Origin of the sequence: Alkalihalobacterium sp. APHAB7 (assembly GCF_048323755.1) — a bacterium.
Taxonomy (GTDB): domain Bacteria; phylum Bacillota; class Bacilli; order Bacillales; family Bacillaceae_F; genus Alkalihalobacterium.
Genome location: NZ_JBLWFS010000043.1, coordinates 1 through 20,167, shown reverse-complemented (window position 1 = coordinate 20,167; position 20,167 = coordinate 1). Strand labels below are relative to the sequence as shown.

The window sequence follows — 20,167 nt, the reverse complement described above, 5'->3', positions numbered from 1 at the left end:
GATAGGTCTCGGGTGGAAGCGTGGTGACACGTGGAGCTGAGAGATACTAATCGGTCGAGGACTTATCCAAATAATAAAGCGTTGAATTCATCTAGCCATTATCCAGTTTTGAGAGAACCACTCTCAACTAAATAAGGATTTATCACAATTTTAGAAGTCTAGTGGCGATAGCGAAGAGGTCACACCCGTTCCCATGCCGAACACGGAAGTTAAGCTCTTCAGCGCCGATGGTAGTTGGGGGCTTCCCCCTGTGAGAGTAGGACGTCGTTAGGCAAAAAGCACAATCCAAACGGATTGTGCTTTTTTGATTAGGCTGTCAGAGAAAGCTTTACTACATTTTTATCTTTGTAATTCGTTATTTTTTAAGGTTACTTTGAGCTGGACTGGCTTGATTTTAACAACTTTATGCATTTATTTTTAACTTTAGCCTATTTATTTTCAATTTTGCTCAGTTTATTTTCAACTTTGCCGATTTTACATTCAACTTTTTCACTTTACCGATTTCTCGACAAAAACCTATAAATTTCATCACTTCTACGATGAAAAAATCGTAGCGAACCATAAGTCAAATCTAATCTACAGGTTAGTCTTTACTCATCGGCAGCGAGGATGCCTTATCGATCACCACGTCCCCGTAGGAAAGCAAGGTTAAAAGGGACGTCTCTAGTCACCAAGCACAACGAATGCAGGTTGTACTTTTTTAGTGCACAAAAAAATGAGTAAGCTACAGGTGTGGACAGAGGAAGCCAATTCAATGATAAGGCCAATAGTTAGGTATGAAGGTATACATTGAGGGGAAAGAACACTGTTCGCCGTTAAAATGTGAGTTGCACCGGTAAAAAAATATTAGTTAAGTAGCTCCGATAAGTTATGCCAATATCCTATAATAAATAAAAAAATTTAGGTAAAGAAAAAGGTGAAGTCCCCATTTTCTTAATGAATTGCTGATATTTTACATCCATTATTAAAAAATACGTGAAGAGAGCCTTCATCGGATGGCTTGCCTATAGGTACCTAAAACGGCACCCTATCAGAAAAAATAAGCACTTTCCCAGGAGGAAAGTGCTTATTTCCTTGAGGCATCCGAGATTTGTTTATCGATGAGCAAGAAAAGAAGCAACGGTACCTTTTCAGCGGCTATGGATAGAAATTTATAAATAAATGGGTAGTCGCTTTCGGGGTAGTGGTGAAACAATTCTCCCCACCATTCTGTTTCATATCTGCAAATCATACTGAGATTATAAAGTATTAAATAATGAGCGATCACTTCTGGAATGTCTAATAAATCACTTTTATAAGGCGATAAATAGTATTTTTCAATTCCGTCATATAAGAAGGGATGACATTGAATGGAACTAATGGGAGAGTTTATAGTGATCAAAAAGTGACCATTTGTTTGATGGTCTAGTTTAGGTTTGTATGAATGCTTTGACCGTTCAGATAGATAAGAACAAAAGCTAGAAGGTCCAAATTGGTAATCATCTAAAATTTTATTCGGCAGCTTCACAGCTACATTTGAAATATGGAGTTGAGATGGTTTCTTTTTCTTTTCTATTTGTGTAAATAAAGAGTGTGTTTCCCAAATCTGCCGAAGTAAAAGTCTCATTTTGTATTTTTCACTCGAAAAATGTTTCACATGAAACATTTTATCAGAAAAGTGTGTTAACAATCCGTTCTTTTGAATTTTTACTTCATCATCTAGAAAGATATACTGGCTTTTCTTTCGCTTTCTAGTCGTCACTCCGTGTGCAAGTACTTGGCTTGTTTCGGGGTAATGGGGATCATTTAATAATAAACAAGCCTTCATGAGTTGCACCATCCCATAAAACAGGAGTACAGGCTTTATTTCTATAGGTGATGTTTGAACTTGGGAGAAATACTTTTCTCCATGTTCGAGATAATAGATAAAAGGATAGGTGTTTTGAAAAGCTAATACGTCACTATCTTTGATGGCTTTAGCTTCATAACAAATTTTCAAAATCGATTGTGTGTAATTTGTGGATCGGAATGGTAAAGCTTTATTCCAAATATTATGTTGAAGTTCCATAAAAATCAGTACCCTTTCTGTGAATTGCTTGGTATGATTATTTTTAGAAAAATCGGATTACTTTTGCTTTCTTGACAGTAGTTTAACCAATTGTTAAGCTACAAATAATATTTACAGGAAAATCTTAATCATAAACTTATTTATTTGGAGAGGAAGGGAATTATTGTGTGGGAAAATAAGTTTGCTAAAGAAGGTTTAACGTTTGATGATGTATTGCTTGTTCCACAAAAGTCGGAAATTCTTCCTAAAGATGTATCAGTGCAAACACAACTAACACCAAAGTTAAAGCTTAATATGCCCATTATCAGTGCTGGAATGGACACTGTAACTGAAGCGAGTATGGCTATTGCAATTGCTCGTGAAGGTGGACTTGGAATTATACATAAAAACATGTCCATTGAAGAACAAGCTGAGCAAGTTGACCGAGTGAAACGCTCTGAAAGTGGAGTTATTACGAATCCATTTTACTTAACACCGGATCGTCAAGTGTTCGATGCAGAACATTTAATGGGTAAGTATCGTATTTCTGGTGTACCAATTGTGAATGAAAACCAAAAATTAGTCGGTATATTAACAAACCGTGACTTACGATTTATTGAAGACTATTCGATTCAAATTGATGATGTTATGACAAAAGAAGATCTTGTTACCGCTCCTGTAGGAACAACATTACAAGAAGCAGAAAAGATTTTACAAAAGTATAAAATTGAAAAGCTCCCTCTTGTAGATGATGAAGGGATCTTAAAAGGTCTTATTACAATTAAAGACATCGAAAAGGTAATTGAGTTCCCTAATTCAGCGAAAGACAGCCAAGGAAGACTAGTCGTGGGAGCTGCTGTCGGGGTTACTGCAGACACGATGATCCGCGTTAAAGCTCTTGTGGAAGCTGGAGTAGATATTATTGTTATCGATACTGCGCATGGTCACTCAAAAGGCGTATTAGAAAAAGTGCGTGAAGTTCGGAATGAGTATCCTGATCTTGATATCGTAGCAGGAAATGTCGCTACCGCTGAAGCTACTCGTGATTTAATTGAAGCAGGAGCTAGTGTTGTAAAAGTCGGAATTGGGCCAGGTTCAATATGTACTACTCGTATTATTGCTGGAATTGGAGTACCTCAAGTGACTGCTGTATATGACTGTGCAACAGAAGCGAGGAAACATGGCGTGTCAATCATTGCTGATGGTGGTATCAAGTTTTCAGGTGATATTGTTAAAGCTCTAGCTGCAGGTGGACATGCCGTTATGTTAGGAAGTCTTTTAGCTGGGGTTTCTGAAAGTCCAGGAGAGCGTGAAATCTACCAAGGACGTCAGTTTAAAGTGTACAGAGGTATGGGTTCAATTGGTGCAATGGAAAAAGGGAGTAAAGACCGTTATTTCCAAGAAAATAATCAAAAATTAGTCCCAGAAGGTATTGAAGGCCGTATTCCTTATAAAGGACCTTTGACAGATACTATTCATCAATTAATTGGTGGAATTAGAGCTGGAATGGGGTATTGCGGGACGAAGACAATAACTGAGTTACGAGATAATGGTCAATTTATCCGTATTACAGGTGCCGGTTTAAGAGAGAGCCACCCTCATGATGTTCAAATTACGAAAGAAGCCCCAAATTACTCGGTTCAGTCATAGACAAATTGTTCAAAACCCTTAACATATCTGTAATAGATAGGTAATTTACCTATCTATTTTTTTATGATTAGATATGTTACAATACCGATTGTGTAATGAATAAAGAGGAGTGGTTGTTCATGTTTTTTAAATATAAAAAAGTAGTGTCCTATACGCTGCTTTGTGCAATTGCATTTGTAACTTTCTTTAGTTCGATCCAAAAAGTTGAGGCGAACATAGATTTAATAGCTGAATCTGCTATTTTAGTAGATGCTAATACGGGGAAAGTATTAATGGAAAAAAATGCTGATGTTATGTTACCACCAGCAAGTATGTCAAAGATGATGACGGAATATCTCGTTTTAGAGGCAATTCATAGTGGCTCTATTGCTTGGGATCAAACGGTTCCAGTTAGAAGCTTTATTAGAAATATGTCACACCAAGAAGGATCTTCAAATGTTTTATTAGATACAGAAACTGCTTATACTGTTCGAGAATTGTACGAAGCAATGGCAATTGAATCTGGAAATGCTGCAACGATTGCATTAGCAGAATTGATTGCGGGCGGTTCGTATGAGAGGTTTGTTGAACGTATGAATGAAAAAGCAGCAGAATTGGAACTTGGAGAGTATAGGTTTGTAAATTCTACAGGTTTACCTAATCGTTTTTATGGAGGGCAGCATGTTGCAGGGGCAGAAAATGACGAAAATCGTTTATCAGCCCGTGCAACTGCAAAGCTGGCCTTTCACTTAATTAATGATTTTCCTGAAATGTTAGATACAGCAAGTATTCCGATGAAGAGATTTCAAGGTGATGTGTTAACTGATGTTGATGTAGAAAATTGTTTAGAAGATTGGACATGTATGAAGAACTGGAATGACATGCTTCCTGGTTTAAAGCATGATTACCAAGGCATGTTAGGACTGAAAACGGGAACTACTAACGAGGCAGGGTTTTGTTTTACTGGGGTGGCCGAACGCAATGGTATTACTTTGATTTCAGTTGTAATGCGTTTAAAGAATTCGGATGAAAGGTTTATGGAGACACAACGCCTTTTAGATTATGGATTTAATAACTTCGTGCACCATGAAGTACATCTTGAAGATTTATTTGAAGAAGGTGTTGCGACGATCCCAGTAGTAAATGGAAAAGCACGTGAAGTGAAAATTTCAGTAAGTGAACCTTTGAAAGTTTTAATTAAATCAGGTGATGAAGAAGCTTTTCAACCTCTCCTAGAAATAGACCCTGCTTTAATGACAGATGACGGTGAATTAAAGGCACCAATTGAACAAGGTGAAGTGATCGGTACATTGTCTGCAGTATATAAAGGTGAAATTGAGTATGGCCACCTTTTCGGTCATGAATTAACTCATGAAATCGTTTTTGTTGAAACAGCAGAAGATGTGGAACGTGCAGGCTTCTTTAGCAGAGGAATGCGCGGGATTGGCGGTTTTTTCTCGAATGTATGGACGAGTGTTGCTGATACAGTAAAAGGTTGGTTTAACTAAATCCAACCTTCTTTATCTCTTTCATTTGCTTTACTTTAGAAAAGTGGTACAATAATTACTGAAAATTTATTATATTGTGCGCGTGTTGCTAGGTAGAATTACATAGCTACGATATACAACAACACGAAAAGCTTTAGAGAATCGTATAGGAGGAATTACTAATGGTACAAACGGGAACAGATCGTGTAAAACGTGGAATGGCAGAAATGCAAAAAGGCGGCGTCATTATGGACGTTATTAATGCAGAGCAAGCAAAAATAGCTGAAGCAGCTGGTGCAGTTGCGGTAATGGCATTAGAACGTGTACCTGCAGATATTCGTGCAGCAGGTGGAGTATCTCGTATGGCTGACCCAACAATTGTTGAAGAAGTAATGGGTGCAGTTTCTATTCCAGTAATGGCAAAGTGCCGTATCGGTCATATTGTTGAAGCTCGTATATTAGAAGCTCTAGGAGTAGACTATATTGATGAAAGTGAAGTTTTAACTCCTGCGGATGAAGTATATCACTTAAACAAAAACGAGTATACTGTACCTTTCGTATGTGGAGCTCGTGATATCGGTGAAGCATCTCGTCGTATTGGTGAAGGCGCAGCAATGCTTCGTACAAAAGGTGAGCCAGGAACAGGGAACATTGTAGAAGCTGTTCGTCACATGCGTATGATACAGTCACAAATCCGCAAGATTATTTCTATGTCAACAGACGAGTTAATGACAGAAGCTAAAAATACGGGCGCGCCTTATGAAGTTTTAGTTCAGATTCAAAAAGAAGGTAAATTACCTGTCGTTAACTTTGCAGCAGGTGGAATTGCAACTCCTGCAGATGCTGCATTAATGATGCAGTTAGGCGCAGACGGAGTTTTCGTTGGTTCAGGGATCTTCAAGTCAGATAATCCTGAAAAGTTTGCTCGTGCAATCGTTAGAGCAACAACACACTTCCAAGATTATGCGTTAATTGCTGAACTTTCTAAAGATTTAGGATCAGCTATGAAAGGGATTGAAATTTCATCTTTAAATCCTTCAGAGCGTATGCAAGAGCGCGGCTGGTAATTCCAACTGTTACTTGTAGAAAGGAAACTTTACTATGATTAAAATTGGAGTGCTTGCTCTTCAAGGTGCGGTACGAGAACATGTGAAATGTTTAGCTGCTCCTGATGTAGAAACTGTCATTATTAAAAAGGTTGAGCAATTAGAAGATATTGATGGTCTTGTTTTTCCAGGTGGAGAAAGTACGACGATGCGCAGGTTAATTGACGAATATGGTTTTTTTGAAGCTTTAAAGGAATTTGGAGAAAAAGGAAAACCAGTCTTCGGAACATGTGCGGGTCTTATACTAATGTCTAAACATATTGTTGGACAACCTGAAGGACATTTAGGATTTATGGATATGACGGTGCAAAGAAATGCATTTGGAAGACAACGGGAAAGCTTTGAAACAGATTTAATCGTTACAGGGATTGGTGATGATGTCCGTGCCGTTTTTATTCGTGCACCGCTCATCGTGGATGTTGACGAAAATGTAGAAATCCTTTCAAAGTTTAATGAAGAAATTGTTGTTGCAAGACAAGGGCATTATTTAGCCTGTTCGTTCCATCCTGAATTAACAGATGATCATCGTTTTCACCAATACTTCGTAGACATCGTACGTGAAAGACTAAGTTCAAAAGTACAAGCTTAACCATATATTTATTTAAAGCGTCGAAGGGATCTAGTAGTAATCATATTTTGTCATCAGAGAGTCGGTGGTTGGTGCGAACCGATCAAATGTGGTTGTGAATTCTGCCCCCTGAGTGAAATGTCAAAGGAAACTCCTGAAGCATTTCCGGTAACAGCCGTTAACTGTTTAAGAGGCATTCATGATTTATGGTGTAATGTAGTCATGGTTGCAAAAAGGGTGGCAACGCGGGTGCTCTCGTCCCTTATATTTAGGGACGGGGGCTTTTTGCGTTCTCTAATAAGTTTTATGAAGAGAGAAAAAAATTTTAAATGTCTCTTGAGTTTCTTACCCATAGGTATATACTTTCAAAAAATAAGGAAATAGTGAATAATGGAATTAGAATAGAAATGTCGTGGGAGGTTAAATGATGCTGGATATTAAGTTATTACGAAAAGACTTTGATGGTATTAAGAAAAAATTAGAAATGCGCGGTGAGGAATTATCAGGTATTGATCAATTTCAAGAACTGGATGAAAAAAGAAGAGCTATTATCGTAGAAGTTGAGGAGTTGAAAAGTAAGAGAAATGCCGTATCACAACAAGTTGCTCTATTAAAACGTGAGAAAAAGGATGCGGAACATCTTATTTTAGAAATGCGTAATGTATCTGATCAGGTGAAGACACTTGATGAACAATTACGTACAATTGAGGAACAACTAGATTATTTATTATTAACCATTCCTAATGTCCCTCATGAGTCAGTACCTGTTGGTAATAGTGAAGATGATAATGTAGAAGCGAGACAATGGGGAGAGAAACCAAACTTTTCATTTGAGCCAAAGCCTCATTGGGACCTAGCAACAGATTTAGATATATTAGACTTTGAACGAGCAGCAAAGGTGACTGGAAGTCGTTTTGTATTTTATAAAGGACTTGGAGCAAGATTAGAACGTGCTTTGTTAAACTTCATGATGGATTTACATGACGATGAACATGGGTACGAAGAGATTTTACCACCATATATGGTAAATCGTTCAAGCATGATTGGAACAGGACAATTGCCAAAGTTTGAAGAAGATGCCTTTAAAATTCGTGAAGAAGATTATTTCTTAATTCCAACAGCTGAAGTTCCTGTTACCAATTTACATCGAGATGAAATTCTTTCTGTTGACCAGTTACCAATTGCCTACACTGCATTTAGTGCATGCTTCCGTTCAGAAGCTGGTTCTGCAGGTCGAGATACACGAGGACTGATTCGTCAGCACCAGTTTAATAAAGTAGAACTTGTACGGTTTGTGAAACCGGATGACTCTTATGATGAATTAGAAAAGCTAACAGGACATGCTGAAAAAGTTTTACAACTATTAAAACTTCCATATCGTGTGATGAGCATGTGTACGGCTGACCTTGGGTTTACAGCTGCCAAAAAGTATGATTTAGAAGTTTGGATACCAAGCTACGGGACGTACCGAGAGATTTCTTCTTGCAGTAATTTCGAGGACTTCCAAGCTAGACGAGCAAATATCCGCTTTAAAAGAGACGCAAAAGGGAAAACTGAGTTTGTTCATACATTAAATGGGTCTGGATTAGCATTAGGTCGAACAGTTGCAGCGATCTTGGAAAACTACCAACAAGAAGATGGCAGTGTTATCATTCCAGAAGTGCTTCGTCCTTATATGAGGAACAAAACAGTAATAAAAGCAAAATAAAGTAAATTTTAGGTCAAGCTATAGTAAAGCTTGGCCTTTTTTCTTTACAAAATTTTTAAGTAAGTTTTATTAGAAAAGCACCATAAATAGGAATACGAATTACAAGTTTTGCATATTCGTAAAAAAAAACGAGTGTTTTTTCTAATTTCGAAATAGAACTTTTTTCAAAAATTAGTTTTTGTAAGGGCTTTCAATCGCTTGCTATTACTAGTTTGTTAGATTTTTTACTATAAAAATCTTTAAAAATGAAAAAACGAATATTGCAATTGTATACGATATTACTTATAATGAGCATATTGAATTAAAAGTTTTTACGAAATTTACAGAAATATTAATTTAATAGTGTAGATTTTCGTAAAGATTTTTAAGTGGACTTATTTGAAATCGTAAAGTGATGTGGTAGCATGAGTAAATTAGATACTATGGATTTTGCTATATTAGGATATTTACAGGAAAATGGCAAAAGATCTTATACTGAGATTGCTAAATTGTTGGACGTAAGTGAAGGCACAATTCGAACAAGAATTAACCGCATGCTAAAAGAAAATGTGTTTGAGTTTGTAATTCATACTAACCCAAATAAAGTAGGTTTAAACGTTCAAGCGATTATTGGCATTTCAACCAAGTTGGGAAGTCAGGAAAAGATTGCAGATCAACTAAATCAATATTCAGAAGTACGCTTTGTCGGTGCCTTCTCAGGAAGACACGATTTAATCATACAAGCTTACTTTAAAAATAACGAAGATTTAGTTCATTTTGTAAATAAAGAGTTGGCTAAAATGGACGGTATAATAAGTGCTGACGTTAATATAGAGTTAAAGCAATATAAAGACTCATTTTCTTACGTACAAGAAAAAAATGCTTAGATTATTTAGAAGTAACTATCACAAAAAATAAATCGCAGCAAGAAAAATTGCAGAGTAGATTGAGGTGCAAGAATGGATAAAAATGTTCTCTTAGAAGTAAAAGGATTAAAAACGCAATTCTTTATGGACGAAGGTAAGGTAGCAAAAGCTGTCGATGGAGTAGATTTTGAAATTCGCAAAGGTGAAACACTTGCTCTTGTAGGAGAATCAGGTAGTGGAAAAAGTATTACATCTCTATCGATTATGCAACTTATTCAATCACCGCCAGGGAAAATTGTAGCAGGGTCTATCAAGTTAGAAGGAAAAGACTTGCTGAAGTTATCAGAAAAAGAAATGACAAATGTCCGCGGTAATGATATTGGGATGATTTTCCAAGAGCCGATGACATCATTAAACCCGGTATTCACAATTGGTAATCAAATTGCAGAACCGTTAATGAAGCATAAGAAAATGAAGAAAAAAGAAGCATATGCTAAAGCGCTTGAGCTACTAAAATTAGTAGGTTTCCCGCGTGCAGAGGAAATTATTAGTGAATATCCTCACCAACTTTCTGGTGGTATGAGACAACGTGCTATGATTGCAATGGCACTTTCCTGTAATCCGAAGCTTTTAATTGCTGACGAGCCTACTACTGCTCTTGATGTTACCATTCAAGCACAAATCTTAGACTTAATGATAGATATGAAAGAAGAGTTTGGTTCATCAATTTTAATGATTACGCATGATTTAGGAGTTGTAGCAGAAACGGCTGATCGTGTAATGGTTATGTACGGTGGACAAATTGTAGAAAGTGCTGATGTAAAAGAATTATTTACAGATCCAAAGCATCCGTATACAGTAGGTCTACTGGCTAGTATGCCGCAAATTGATGATGATAAAGAACGTCTAGAAGCTATTCCTGGGATGGTTCCACCAGCCCATAATTTCCCACAAGGTTGTCGATTTGCTCCACGTTGTAAACATGCTATGGAGAAGTGTACAAACGACGTACCAGAACTTTATGAAGCAGGGCCAGGACATAAAGTGCGTTGTGTTCTTTATGACGGAAAGGAGTAAATAATGTCTAACAAAGAGAATTTACAACAAGATCGAGAGAAATTAGTAGAGGTAAGAAATTTAAAAAAATACTTTCCAGTCAAAGGTGGCATTCTTGGACGTCAAGTTGGAAATGTAAAAGCTGTAGATGATATTAGTTTTGATATATATAAAGGTGAAACATTAGGTATAGTTGGAGAGTCAGGATCGGGTAAATCCACAATGGGACGTGTTTTACTTCGTTTACTAGATCCAACTTCAGGCACGATTAAATTTGAAGGTCAAGATATTTCTACTATTAGTCAAAGAAAACTACGACCATTACGTAAAGACATGCAGATGGTGTTCCAAGATCCGTATGCATCACTGAATCCTCGTATGAGTGTAGGCGAGTTAATCGAAGAGCCAATGATTGTTCAGAACACGATGTCAGCAAAAGAACGTAAAGACATGGTTGTAGAACTATTAGGTAAAGTAGGGTTACCTGCTGAAGCTCGTATGAAGTATCCGCATGAATTTTCAGGTGGACAACGTCAACGTATTGGGATTGCTAGATCTTTATCAACCAAACCAAAATTTATTATTGGTGATGAACCTGTATCTGCACTTGATGTATCCGTTCAATCACAAGTATTAAATATTATGGATGATTTACAAGATGAGTTTGGTCTTACTTACCTATTTATTGCACATGACTTAAGTGTTGTTAAACACATCAGTGATCGTGTTGCGGTTATGTATTTAGGTAGAATTGCTGAAATTGCACCTAAACATTCATTGTATGACAAGCCACTACATCCATATACACAGGCGTTATTATCTGCAGTACCATCAACAAATGTCCATGTGAAGAGAGATAAAATCAAGCTTTCTGGTGACTTGCCGAGTCCGTCAAATCCACCAACAGGTTGTGCGTTCCACACGAGATGTCCTCAAGCACATGATCGTTGTAAAGCTGAACGTCCTGATTTAACTGACATGGGAGGCGGCCATTACGTCGCATGTCACTTGTATACAGAGCCAGAACCAAAGATTGAACCAAAAGAAGTTTAATACATGCTTTTACCTTTTGGGGAGGTGATTGTTCAAAGGAGAAACGTTTGAAACATAGCTTTAAATAGTTATTTTATGTATTAAAGACATTTTCAGGGGGGAAAACAAAATGAAGAAAAGTTTAGCATTAATGTTAGCTGGTGCATTATCACTAGGTACGATCCTCGCTGCTTGTGGTGGCGGCGGAGAAGAAGCACCAACAACTGATCCAACAGAAGATACTGAGCAAGGTGAAGAGCAAGCTGCAGGTGAGCCACAAGAAGGCGGTACATTAAATGCTGCTATGTTCTCAGCTCCAGCTGGTCAATTTAACCCAATTTTCTATTCTGACTCTTATGAGGCAAACATCTTAGACCTTACACATGAAGCTCTAATTTCTCTAGATGAGGAGTTACAATGGATTCCATCACTTGCTAAAGAGTGGGAATTTAATGATGAGTATACTGAATTAACTTACTTCTTAAATGAAGATGTTAAATGGCATGATGGTGAAGACTTTACTGCAGATGACGTAGTATTCACATATACTGCAATCGCTGACCCTGATTATACAGCTGCTGGTGGAGTACGTGTTGACTACGTAAACCAATTAGTTGGCTATGAAGAGTATTTAGCTGGTGAAGCTGATACTTTAGCAGGTGTTGAAGCAGTAGATGAGTTCACTGTTAAATTTACATTCAAAGAGCCTAGTATTACTGCAAACCAATATACTAGTTTCCCAATTATTCCTAAGCATGTATTTGAAGATGTAGCTGTAAAAGACATGCCTGAGCATGCAGCTTCTCGTAATGCTGGTGATGTAGTGGGTACAGGTCCTTTCCAATTAACTGATATTTTAGAAGGACAACAATATGTTTTAGAGCGTAACGAAGATTACTGGCAAGGTAAGCCATACCTTGATCGTGTAGTTTGGAAAGTAGTTAACCAAGACGTAATGCTTGGTCAACTTCAAAACGAAGAGCTTCACATGGTAGGTCTTCCTGGTGGAGTACCAGCAGCTGATGCTTCTGATGTAGAAGCAATGCCAAACGTAACTCTAGTTCAAGACCAAGACTTCGGTTATCAATACATGGGCTTCAAGCTTCACCACTCTCAAGGTGAGCAAAGTGACTGGACTGACAAGTCTGGATGGGTTCCTAACGAGAAGTTACAAGATGTTAACTTACGTCAAGCAATTGCACACGCTGTTAACCGTCAAGGATTTGTAGATGGATTACTTCATGGTTCTGGTACTGTTTTAAATGCTCCATTCCCTGAAGCTTCTTGGGCATTTAATCCAGATGCAGTTAATCAGTATGATTATGATTCAGAAAAAGCTAACGAAATTTTAGATGAAGCTGGATACACTGAAAGAGATGCAGAAGGATTCCGTTTAGGTTTAGATGGTGAAGAGCTTACTTTAAATCTTGACTTCCCTACTGGAAACCAAGTTCGTGAGCGTACAGCTCCAATCATTAAAGAAAACTTAGAAGCTGTAGGTCTTCGTGTAAACATGCGTAGCCCTCGTGAAGCTGCTGCTCACTTTGAGATGGTTGAGAAAAACAACACGGATTGGGATCTTTACTTAGCTGGATGGGGACTATCAACAGGTGACCCAGATCCATCTGGTATCCACAGATCAACAGCACCATACAACTATTTACGTTGGGATAACGCAGAAAGTGATGAGTTACTATCAAAAGCATTACAAACACCAGAAGCATTTGACCTAGAGTACCGTCAACAAATTTACGGTGATTGGGCAAACCTTTATTCTCAAGAGCTTCCTGCATTACCGCTATACAGTGCAAACGTAAACGTTGCATTTAACACTAAGTTCCACGGCTGGACTGTAAAACCTCGTAATGTAAATGCTGACTCGCATTTATGGTGGTTAGAACAATAATTTTCTTTTAGTAGAAGTACATGGGTGCATGGTCTAGACCTGCTATGCACCCCCTTTTACTGAGTAGGAGGAGGACAATCATGTATAAGTACATCATTCGAAGGGTCTTGCAATTTATACCTATGCTTTTTATCGTCACAGTTGTTATTTTTGCATTAGCGTATGCAGCACCTGGAGACCCGTTATCTGGTGAAATTTTAGATCCAAATATTCCGGCTGAAGTGTTGGAAGAGCGAAGAGAAGCATTAGGGTTAAATGACCCCGTACCAGTTCAATATTGGAATTGGTTATCTTCTGTAGCAGTAGGTGATTTTGGACAATCCATGCACTATACAGGACGTTCAGTAAGTGAACTCATTAGTTCACGTATTATGAACACGTTATATCTATCATTATTCGCACTTTTTATAACGATCGTAGTTGCGATTCCAATTGGAATTTATTCTGCGAGAAAACCATATTCTTTGCTTGACTATAGTGCAACTACATTTGCTTTTCTCGGTCTTGCAACTCCTAACTTCTTTGCAGCCTTAATTGGTATTTACGTATTTTCATTCCAGTTAGGTTGGTTCCCGTCACAAGGAACAGTTTCAACGATCGGTTTGACAGGATTCGAGTTATTCTTTGATAAATTGAGACACTTGGTTTTACCTGGATTTACTCTTGGGTTAGCAAGTACTGCTATTTATATGCGTTATATGAGAACTGAAATGATGGAAGTTATGGGTAGTGACTTTATTCGTACAGCGAAAGCAAAAGGTTTAGGGCCAAGACCTGTACTATATAAGCACACTCTTCGAAATGCATTAATTCCGATTATTACGCTACTCGGTTTTGAATTTGGAACATTGTTAAGTGGAGCTGTTATTACTGAAGCTGTTTTTAACTATCCTGGATTAGGAACACTGTTCTTAAATTCTATTATGAATAGAGATTATCCAGTTATTATGGCAATCAATTTACTATTAGCGGTAACGATCCTTATAGGTAACTTACTTGCTGATATTTTCTATGCTGTAGTAGATCCAAGAATACGTTACGATTGAGGTGAGCGCGATGAATAATACAACTAATGTTGAACAAACACAAAAACCTGCAAAAAGTGCGAGCCCTTTACAGCTTGCAATGCGTCGCTTCCTTCGTAATAAACTTGCAGTTGCTGGGATTTTTATATTAATATTCTTTGTCCTAATAGCACTTTTTGCACCTTTATTAACAACACATGACCCTACAAAGTCAAATCTTATGAATGTAATGGCCAAACCTAGTGCAGAACATTGGTTAGGAACAGATAGTTCTGGACGAGATAACTTTGCACGTATGGTATACGGTTCGCGAATCTCATTAACAGTTGGTGTCGCAGCCATGGCCTTTACATTAATGATTGGTGTTGTTTTAGGTTCATTAGCAGGGTATTATGGTGGTAAAATTGACAGCTTAATTATGAGGGCTGCTGACTTAATGCTCATATTCCCGTTTTTATTACTTGTTTTAACAGTTATGGCCATCTTAGAAAAAATAAATGTACCAATCTTTGTTACAATTATTGCACTAACCACATGGCCAAATATAACGAGGATTTTACGTGGTACGTTCTTAGCTCTACGTGAAAAGGAATTTATATTAGGTGCTCGTTCTATCGGATGTTCTGACTTCCGAATTATTGTTAAGCACTTCTTACCAAATGCTGTTGGTCCAATCATTGTAAATGCAACATTAATGATGGCAACGATGATTATTATCGAGTCAGCTCTAAGCTTTATCGGTTTCGGTATACCTCAACCAACTCCAACATGGGGTAACATGGTTACGGAAGCGAGAAGTCTGCGAGTATTAACTCAGCATCCAGAAGCATGGATTCCGCCTGGTTTGGCTATACTATTCACAGTACTAGCGATTAACTTCATCGGTGATGGACTCCGAGATGCTTTTGATCCGAAAACAAAACGTTAAAAAAATCCCTGCCTATGCAGGGGTTTTTTTTCAACTTCATGAATAAGAAGTTGTTACTGAATAATAATTTCTAATAGATTGTAGTAGAGAGGAATGTACGAATGAGAGATAATAAGTCGAATAATCATTTGAAGAAAAGTGAACTTCACGCGATGGAAAAAACATTTCTTCGATGGGTGAGTGTTAAAAGACTAGAGGAAGAAATACAACAGCGTGGGAAGGAAAGGCCTTAATACATATGAACTGTCAATATTCAGATGAATACTTTATGCAATTAGCGATTGAAGAAGCAAAGAAAGCTATGCAAATGGATGAAGTACCAATTGGCGCTGTTATTGTGAAAGATAATCATGTCGTTGCTTCTGCCTTCAATTTAAGAGAAAAAACACAACAAGCTAATGCACATGCCGAAATGTTAGCGATTGAAAAGGCGTGTGAACAGTTAAAAAGCTGGAGGTTAATAGACTGCACGTTATACGTAACGTTGGAACCTTGTCCAATGTGTGCTGGTGCAGTTGTGCAGTCACGTGTAAAGCGTGTTGTATATGGTGCAGTTGACCCTAAAGCAGGTTGCGCTGGAACTTTTTATAATTTATTAAGTGATGAACGTTTTAACCATCAAGCTGAAGTAACCAAAGGTGTACTAGAAGAACAATGTGCCCAAATGCTAAAAGACTTTTTCAAAGCGTTAAGACAAAAACATAGGATTAATAAATAACAGAACAATATATGTGGTATAATACAATTAGCAAGATAATAGGTTTTTACTCACTAGGGAAATAAAAACCACTACAAGAAATGTATTACTATTGCATTCTTTATTAAAAACCTCTATACTAGGTTATGCGTCACATAAGAGGCGCACTTAAAATTGTTATTAAATTTGTCGTGCTAGGTGGGGAGGTAGCGGTGCCCTGTACTCGCAATCCGCTGTAGCGAGGCTGAATCCCTTCTCAAGGTCTTGTTGTCGTAAGGTCTGACCTAAGTAAGTGGTGTTGACGTTTGGGTTCTGCGCAACGGAAACCCATGAACCCTGTCAGGTCCGGAAGGAAGCAGCAGTAAGTGGACCCTTCCGTGTGCCGCAGAGTCGCCTGGGCTGAGCTAACTGCTTAGGTAACGCTTGGGGCAACTTGATCGAAGGAAGGTGCACGGCTTTATATATGATATGTGAAACAGCTTTTTATAAGCTGTTTTTTTATTTGTCTTTTGAAAAAACAAGTGTAGTTAAGGTATAATGAAATCAATAGTGACCGAGGAGGAGAAGTCGTTGGGATATCAAGCACTATATCGTGTATGGCGCCCACAGCAATTGGGAGATATTGCGGGACAAGAACATATAACGAAAACGCTGCAAAATGCGTTAGTACATAATAAATTTTCCCATGCGTATCTCTTCACAGGACCTAGAGGAACAGGGAAAACAAGTGCTGCTAAAATTGTTGCAAAAGCAATAAATTGTGAACAAGCACCAGTCCCTGAACCGTGTAATGAGTGTAAGTCGTGTAAAGGAATTACGGACGGATCAATAGTAGATGTTATTGAAATTGATGCGGCTTCAAATAATGGTGTAGATGAAATACGAGATATTCGCGATAAAGTAAAATTTGCACCAAATGAAGTTCGTTATAAGGTTTATATTATTGATGAAGTTCATATGCTTTCTACAGGTGCTTTTAATGCGCTTTTAAAAACGTTAGAAGAGCCGCCAAAGCATGTCATTTTTATTTTAGCAACAACAGAGCCACATAAAATTCCTTTAACGATTATCTCTCGCTGTCAGCGTTTTGATTTTAAAAGGATCTCAAATGAAGCTCTAGTCGGAAGAATGAAATTTATCGTAAGTCATTATGATACTGAAGTAAACGATGATGCTCTTCAGATGGTAGCACGGGCTTCCGATGGAGGAATGCGTGATGCACTCAGTTTACTAGATCAAGCGATGTCCTATTCAGAAGGAACGGTAACATTAGAAGACGTTCTTTCGATTACGGGGGCAGTATCGCAAAACTTCTTAACTGAAATTGTTAACGGAATTCAAGAAAAAGACTCTGTTAAAGCATTAAAAGCCGTTAATTTGCTCCTTTCTGAGGGGAAAGATCCCCAACGCTTTATAGAAGACTTGATCTATTACTATCGTGATATTCTTTTATATCAAACGGCTCCTTCACTTGAGTCGATGTTAGAGAGAGCTAAAGTGGATGATGCGTTTAAGAAATTGACTACAGAAATATCAGCTGCATCTATATATGAGTGGTTACACTTATTAAGTGAGAGTCAGCAAGCGATGAAGTGGGCGACACAAGGAAAGATCTTTTTAGAACTAGCGATTGTTAAACTATGTCAGTCTTCTACATCACCAGTAGCTGAACATGTTGACAATGAAAAGGTGACTTCTCTCCAAACTAGGTTAGAAAGTTTAGAGAAAGAATTAAAAGATTTAAAATCAGGACAAGTAATAACAACATCCAATGAAAAGCGCAATGAGATCAGTAAACCTTTACAGCGTAAAAGTTCTGGTTCTATCGGTAGTAAAGGAGTACCACCTCAAGTAAAAGAGGTTTTAAAGAAGGCAACGAAACAAGATTTACAATTAGTTAGTAGTCAGTGGGGACAGGTAATGGACCAAATAAAGCAACATAGTGTTCCTGCGCAAGCTTGGTTAAGTGATTGTAAACCAGTTGCCGCTTCAAGTGGTCATATTGTTCTGGCGTTTCAAAATGAAATGCATAGAGATATGATAGAAACGAAATTTCGAGCTAATGTAGAAACAGTTCTTCAACAAGTTTATCAAAAACAAATCGGTTTCTTTTCTATTTTATCCATTCAATGGGACAAAATAAAAGAAGACTTCTTAAAAGAACAACGTGGTGATACATCGCAACCAGAAGAAGATCCGATTGTTGACGAAGCCATTAAATTAGTGGGTTCGGATTTAATAGAAATTGTAGAAAGTAAATAATACTTGGAGGTATGTAAAAATGAAAAACATGGGACAAATGATGAAACAAGTACAAAAAATGCAAAAACAAATGATGCAAGCACAGGAAGAGTTAAAGGAAAAAACAGTAGAAGCAACAGCAGGTGGCGGAATGGTTACTGTTGTAGCAAGTGGAGATAAGCGTATCCTAGATATTAAAATCTCTGAAGAGGTTGTCGATCCTGACGATGTAGATATGTTACAAGATTTAGTGTTAGCAGCGATGAATGAAGCTCTGAAAAAAGTGGATGAATTAATTGAACAGGATATGGGTAAATATACAAAAGGAATGAACATGCCAGGTATGTTTTAATGGAATGTAGTACCTAAGGGGAGGTCAACTGTTTGCAATATCCTGAACCTATAGCAAAATTAATGGAAGGCTTTATGAGATTGCCAGGCATCGGCCCAAAAACAGCCAGTCGTCTGGCCTTTTTTGTTCTAGATATGAAAGAGGATGATGTTTTAGATTTTGCAAAAGCCTTAGTAAATGCGAAGCGGAATTTAACCTATTGTTCAGTCTGCCACAATATTACGGATACCGATCCGTGTCGTATATGTGAGGATACGAAAAGAGACCGTTCGATCATTTGCGTTGTTCAAGATGCAAAAGATGTCATTGCAATGGAAAAAATGAAAGAATACTTCGGTTTATATCACGTCTTACATGGAGCGATATCGCCAATGGATGGGGTAGGTCCTGAAGATATAAAAATTCCTGAGCTTTTAAAGCGACTTCAAGATGAAACGGTACAAGAAATTATCATTGCAACGAACCCTAATATTGAAGGTGAAGCAACAGCAATGTATATTTCACGTTTAGTTAAGCCTACAGGTATAAAAGTCACTCGTATTGCTCATGGGCTGCCTGTTGGTGGAGATTTAGAGTATGCAGATGAAGTTACGTTATCAAAGGCCATTGAAGGAAGACGAGAGATATAATTTTTTCTTTGATTGGAGCGGGCGAAATGTTCTTTAAGAAAAAACATCGTATTCGTAAAGAGGAAAACGAGAGACTTTTAACATTAATTGATGAGATGAAACAAAAGCTAACAAATCATCAATTGCTCGTAAATAAAAGTTTAGATCCTTCACCAATGGTTCTTAATGAACTAAAAGTGACTGAAGCCAAGTATTTGTTTTTATTACGAGAAGCGAGAATAAGACACACAACAAAGAGCGATAAGGGTTAATATCCTATCGTTCTTTTTTTATGGCTTGTTTCATATATGTAGTAGTAGAAACTTGGACAAGAAATGAACTATTTTGATTTTAAATTTAGAAACGGTAAGAAAGGGGAAAAGAAGAGTGGATCCTATTTTAATTGTTGCCTTAATTGGCGGCCTTATCTTTCTTCTATTAATAGTAGGAGCTCCTATCAAACCACTGCGGTTTGTAGGCCAGGCAGCAGTAAAGTTGATGATTGGAGCCCTATTTTTATTCTTTTTGAATGCATTTGGGTCTTTAATTGACTATCACATACCTATTAACATGATAACTGCATCAGTTTCAGGGTTTTTAGGTATCCCAGGCGTCCTGTTATTAGTTGCAATTGAACAATTTGTTTTATAGAATGAATGAGGGACTAAAAGTTCCCTCATTTTTTTATGAAAAAGTGTTGCATAATTATTTATTACATGATATATTATTACTTGTCGCTAACGAGCAGTTGATCTGATTAAAAAAACATGTTGACACTTCGGTAACGACTTGTTATAATAATCAAGTCGCTATAAAGGCGACAAATAAAAGTTCTTTGAAAACTGAACAAAAAGCCAAGCGAAATAAATGAGATACATGATATCTCGTCAATGTTTTAAAAAACGTCACGTTTGTGACAGTGAGCTATATCAAACACTTTTATGGAGAGTTTG

The 20,167-nt window shown here is 37.5% G+C and carries 19 protein-coding genes, 1 rRNA gene, 1 other RNA gene and 1 other annotated feature; of the genes, 20 read left to right on the top strand and 1 reads right to left on the bottom strand.

Annotated elements, in window-relative coordinates:
- Positions 1-157 precede the first annotated feature (157 nt).
- A 5S ribosomal RNA gene (rrf, locus tag ACNSTQ_RS22160) occupies positions 158-273 on the top strand.
- Positions 274-1,066: 793 nt separating this feature from the next.
- Here the strand turns inward: rrf and ACNSTQ_RS22155 are convergent.
- Positions 1,067-2,047, bottom strand: a complete 981-nt coding sequence (locus tag ACNSTQ_RS22155) for a YaaC family protein (protein ID WP_418201920.1) — start codon at positions 2,045-2,047, stop codon at positions 1,067-1,069.
- Positions 2,048-2,212: 165 nt separating this feature from the next.
- On the opposite strand from ACNSTQ_RS22155, the gene guaB reads away from it, so the two are divergent.
- The 19 genes from guaB (at position 2,213) to ACNSTQ_RS22060 (ending at position 19,865) form a co-directional block, all read left to right on the top strand.
- The gene (guaB, locus tag ACNSTQ_RS22150; RefSeq protein ID WP_418201919.1) at positions 2,213-3,676 is read left to right on the top strand and encodes an IMP dehydrogenase; all 1,464 of its coding nucleotides are present in this window, start codon (positions 2,213-2,215) and stop codon (positions 3,674-3,676) included.
- 119 nt (positions 3,677-3,795) lie between these two features.
- Positions 3,796-5,163 (top strand): D-alanyl-D-alanine carboxypeptidase family protein, encoded by a 1,368-nt coding sequence (locus ACNSTQ_RS22145; RefSeq protein ID WP_418201918.1) that lies wholly within the window; start codon positions 3,796-3,798, stop codon positions 5,161-5,163.
- Positions 5,164-5,324: 161 nt separating this feature from the next.
- Positions 5,325-6,209: a pyridoxal 5'-phosphate synthase lyase subunit PdxS gene (gene pdxS / locus ACNSTQ_RS22140; RefSeq protein ID WP_418201917.1), complete on the top strand. Its 885-nt coding sequence runs from the start codon at positions 5,325-5,327 to the stop codon at positions 6,207-6,209.
- A 34-nt stretch (positions 6,210-6,243) separates the two neighbouring features.
- On the top strand, positions 6,244-6,837 hold the full coding sequence (gene pdxT / locus ACNSTQ_RS22135; protein WP_418201916.1) for a pyridoxal 5'-phosphate synthase glutaminase subunit PdxT: 594 nt from the start codon (positions 6,244-6,246) through the stop codon (positions 6,835-6,837).
- An 11-nt stretch (positions 6,838-6,848) separates the two neighbouring features.
- Positions 6,849-7,082: a binding site (T-box leader), on the top strand.
- Positions 7,083-7,243: 161 nt separating this feature from the next.
- A complete protein-coding gene (gene serS, locus ACNSTQ_RS22130) occupies positions 7,244-8,524 on the top strand; it encodes a serine--tRNA ligase (protein ID WP_418201915.1) in 1,281 nt (426 codons plus the stop codon).
- Positions 8,525-8,928: 404 nt separating this feature from the next.
- Positions 8,929-9,390 carry an Lrp/AsnC family transcriptional regulator gene (locus ACNSTQ_RS22125; RefSeq protein WP_275120898.1) on the top strand — a complete coding sequence of 154 codons (462 nt, stop codon included), beginning with the start codon at positions 8,929-8,931 and terminating at the stop codon, positions 9,388-9,390.
- Positions 9,391-9,462: 72 nt separating this feature from the next.
- On the top strand, positions 9,463-10,446 hold the full coding sequence (locus tag ACNSTQ_RS22120; protein ID WP_418201914.1) for an ABC transporter ATP-binding protein: 984 nt from the start codon (positions 9,463-9,465) through the stop codon (positions 10,444-10,446).
- A 3-nt stretch (positions 10,447-10,449) separates the two neighbouring features.
- Positions 10,450-11,478: an ABC transporter ATP-binding protein gene (locus tag ACNSTQ_RS22115; protein ID WP_418201913.1), complete on the top strand. Its 1,029-nt coding sequence runs from the start codon at positions 10,450-10,452 to the stop codon at positions 11,476-11,478.
- A 109-nt stretch (positions 11,479-11,587) separates the two neighbouring features.
- On the top strand, positions 11,588-13,363 hold the full coding sequence (locus ACNSTQ_RS22110) for a peptide-binding protein (protein WP_418201912.1): 1,776 nt from the start codon (positions 11,588-11,590) through the stop codon (positions 13,361-13,363).
- An 80-nt stretch (positions 13,364-13,443) separates the two neighbouring features.
- Positions 13,444-14,409, top strand: coding sequence for an ABC transporter permease (locus tag ACNSTQ_RS22105; protein WP_418201911.1), 966 nt, complete (start codon positions 13,444-13,446; stop codon positions 14,407-14,409).
- A 10-nt stretch (positions 14,410-14,419) separates the two neighbouring features.
- A complete protein-coding gene (gene opp4C, locus ACNSTQ_RS22100) occupies positions 14,420-15,316 on the top strand; it encodes an oligopeptide ABC transporter permease (RefSeq protein WP_418201910.1) in 897 nt (298 codons plus the stop codon).
- A gap of 101 nt (positions 15,317-15,417) precedes the next feature.
- Positions 15,418-15,549: a hypothetical protein gene (locus tag ACNSTQ_RS22095; RefSeq protein ID WP_418201909.1), complete on the top strand. Its 132-nt coding sequence runs from the start codon at positions 15,418-15,420 to the stop codon at positions 15,547-15,549.
- Positions 15,550-15,554: 5 nt separating this feature from the next.
- Complete coding sequence (gene tadA / locus ACNSTQ_RS22090; RefSeq protein ID WP_418201908.1) at positions 15,555-16,034, top strand: tRNA adenosine(34) deaminase TadA; 480 nt, start codon at positions 15,555-15,557, stop codon at positions 16,032-16,034.
- 168 nt (positions 16,035-16,202) lie between these two features.
- Positions 16,203-16,468, top strand: an RNA gene (gene ffs, locus ACNSTQ_RS22085) — signal recognition particle sRNA large type.
- Positions 16,469-16,583: 115 nt separating this feature from the next.
- Entirely contained in the window at positions 16,584-18,275 is a 1,692-nt protein-coding gene (gene dnaX / locus ACNSTQ_RS22080; protein WP_418201907.1) for a DNA polymerase III subunit gamma/tau, read from the top strand.
- Between the two features lie 19 nt (positions 18,276-18,294).
- Positions 18,295-18,606, top strand: a complete 312-nt coding sequence (locus ACNSTQ_RS22075; RefSeq protein WP_418201906.1) for a YbaB/EbfC family nucleoid-associated protein — start codon at positions 18,295-18,297, stop codon at positions 18,604-18,606.
- Positions 18,607-18,638: 32 nt separating this feature from the next.
- Positions 18,639-19,235 carry a recombination mediator RecR gene (gene recR, locus ACNSTQ_RS22070; RefSeq protein ID WP_418201905.1) on the top strand — a complete coding sequence of 199 codons (597 nt, stop codon included), beginning with the start codon at positions 18,639-18,641 and terminating at the stop codon, positions 19,233-19,235.
- A gap of 26 nt (positions 19,236-19,261) precedes the next feature.
- Positions 19,262-19,486: a YaaL family protein gene (locus ACNSTQ_RS22065; protein ID WP_418201904.1), complete on the top strand. Its 225-nt coding sequence runs from the start codon at positions 19,262-19,264 to the stop codon at positions 19,484-19,486.
- Between the two features lie 115 nt (positions 19,487-19,601).
- Positions 19,602-19,865 carry a pro-sigmaK processing inhibitor BofA family protein gene (locus tag ACNSTQ_RS22060; protein WP_418201903.1) on the top strand — a complete coding sequence of 88 codons (264 nt, stop codon included), beginning with the start codon at positions 19,602-19,604 and terminating at the stop codon, positions 19,863-19,865.
- Positions 19,866-20,167 lie beyond the last annotated feature (302 nt).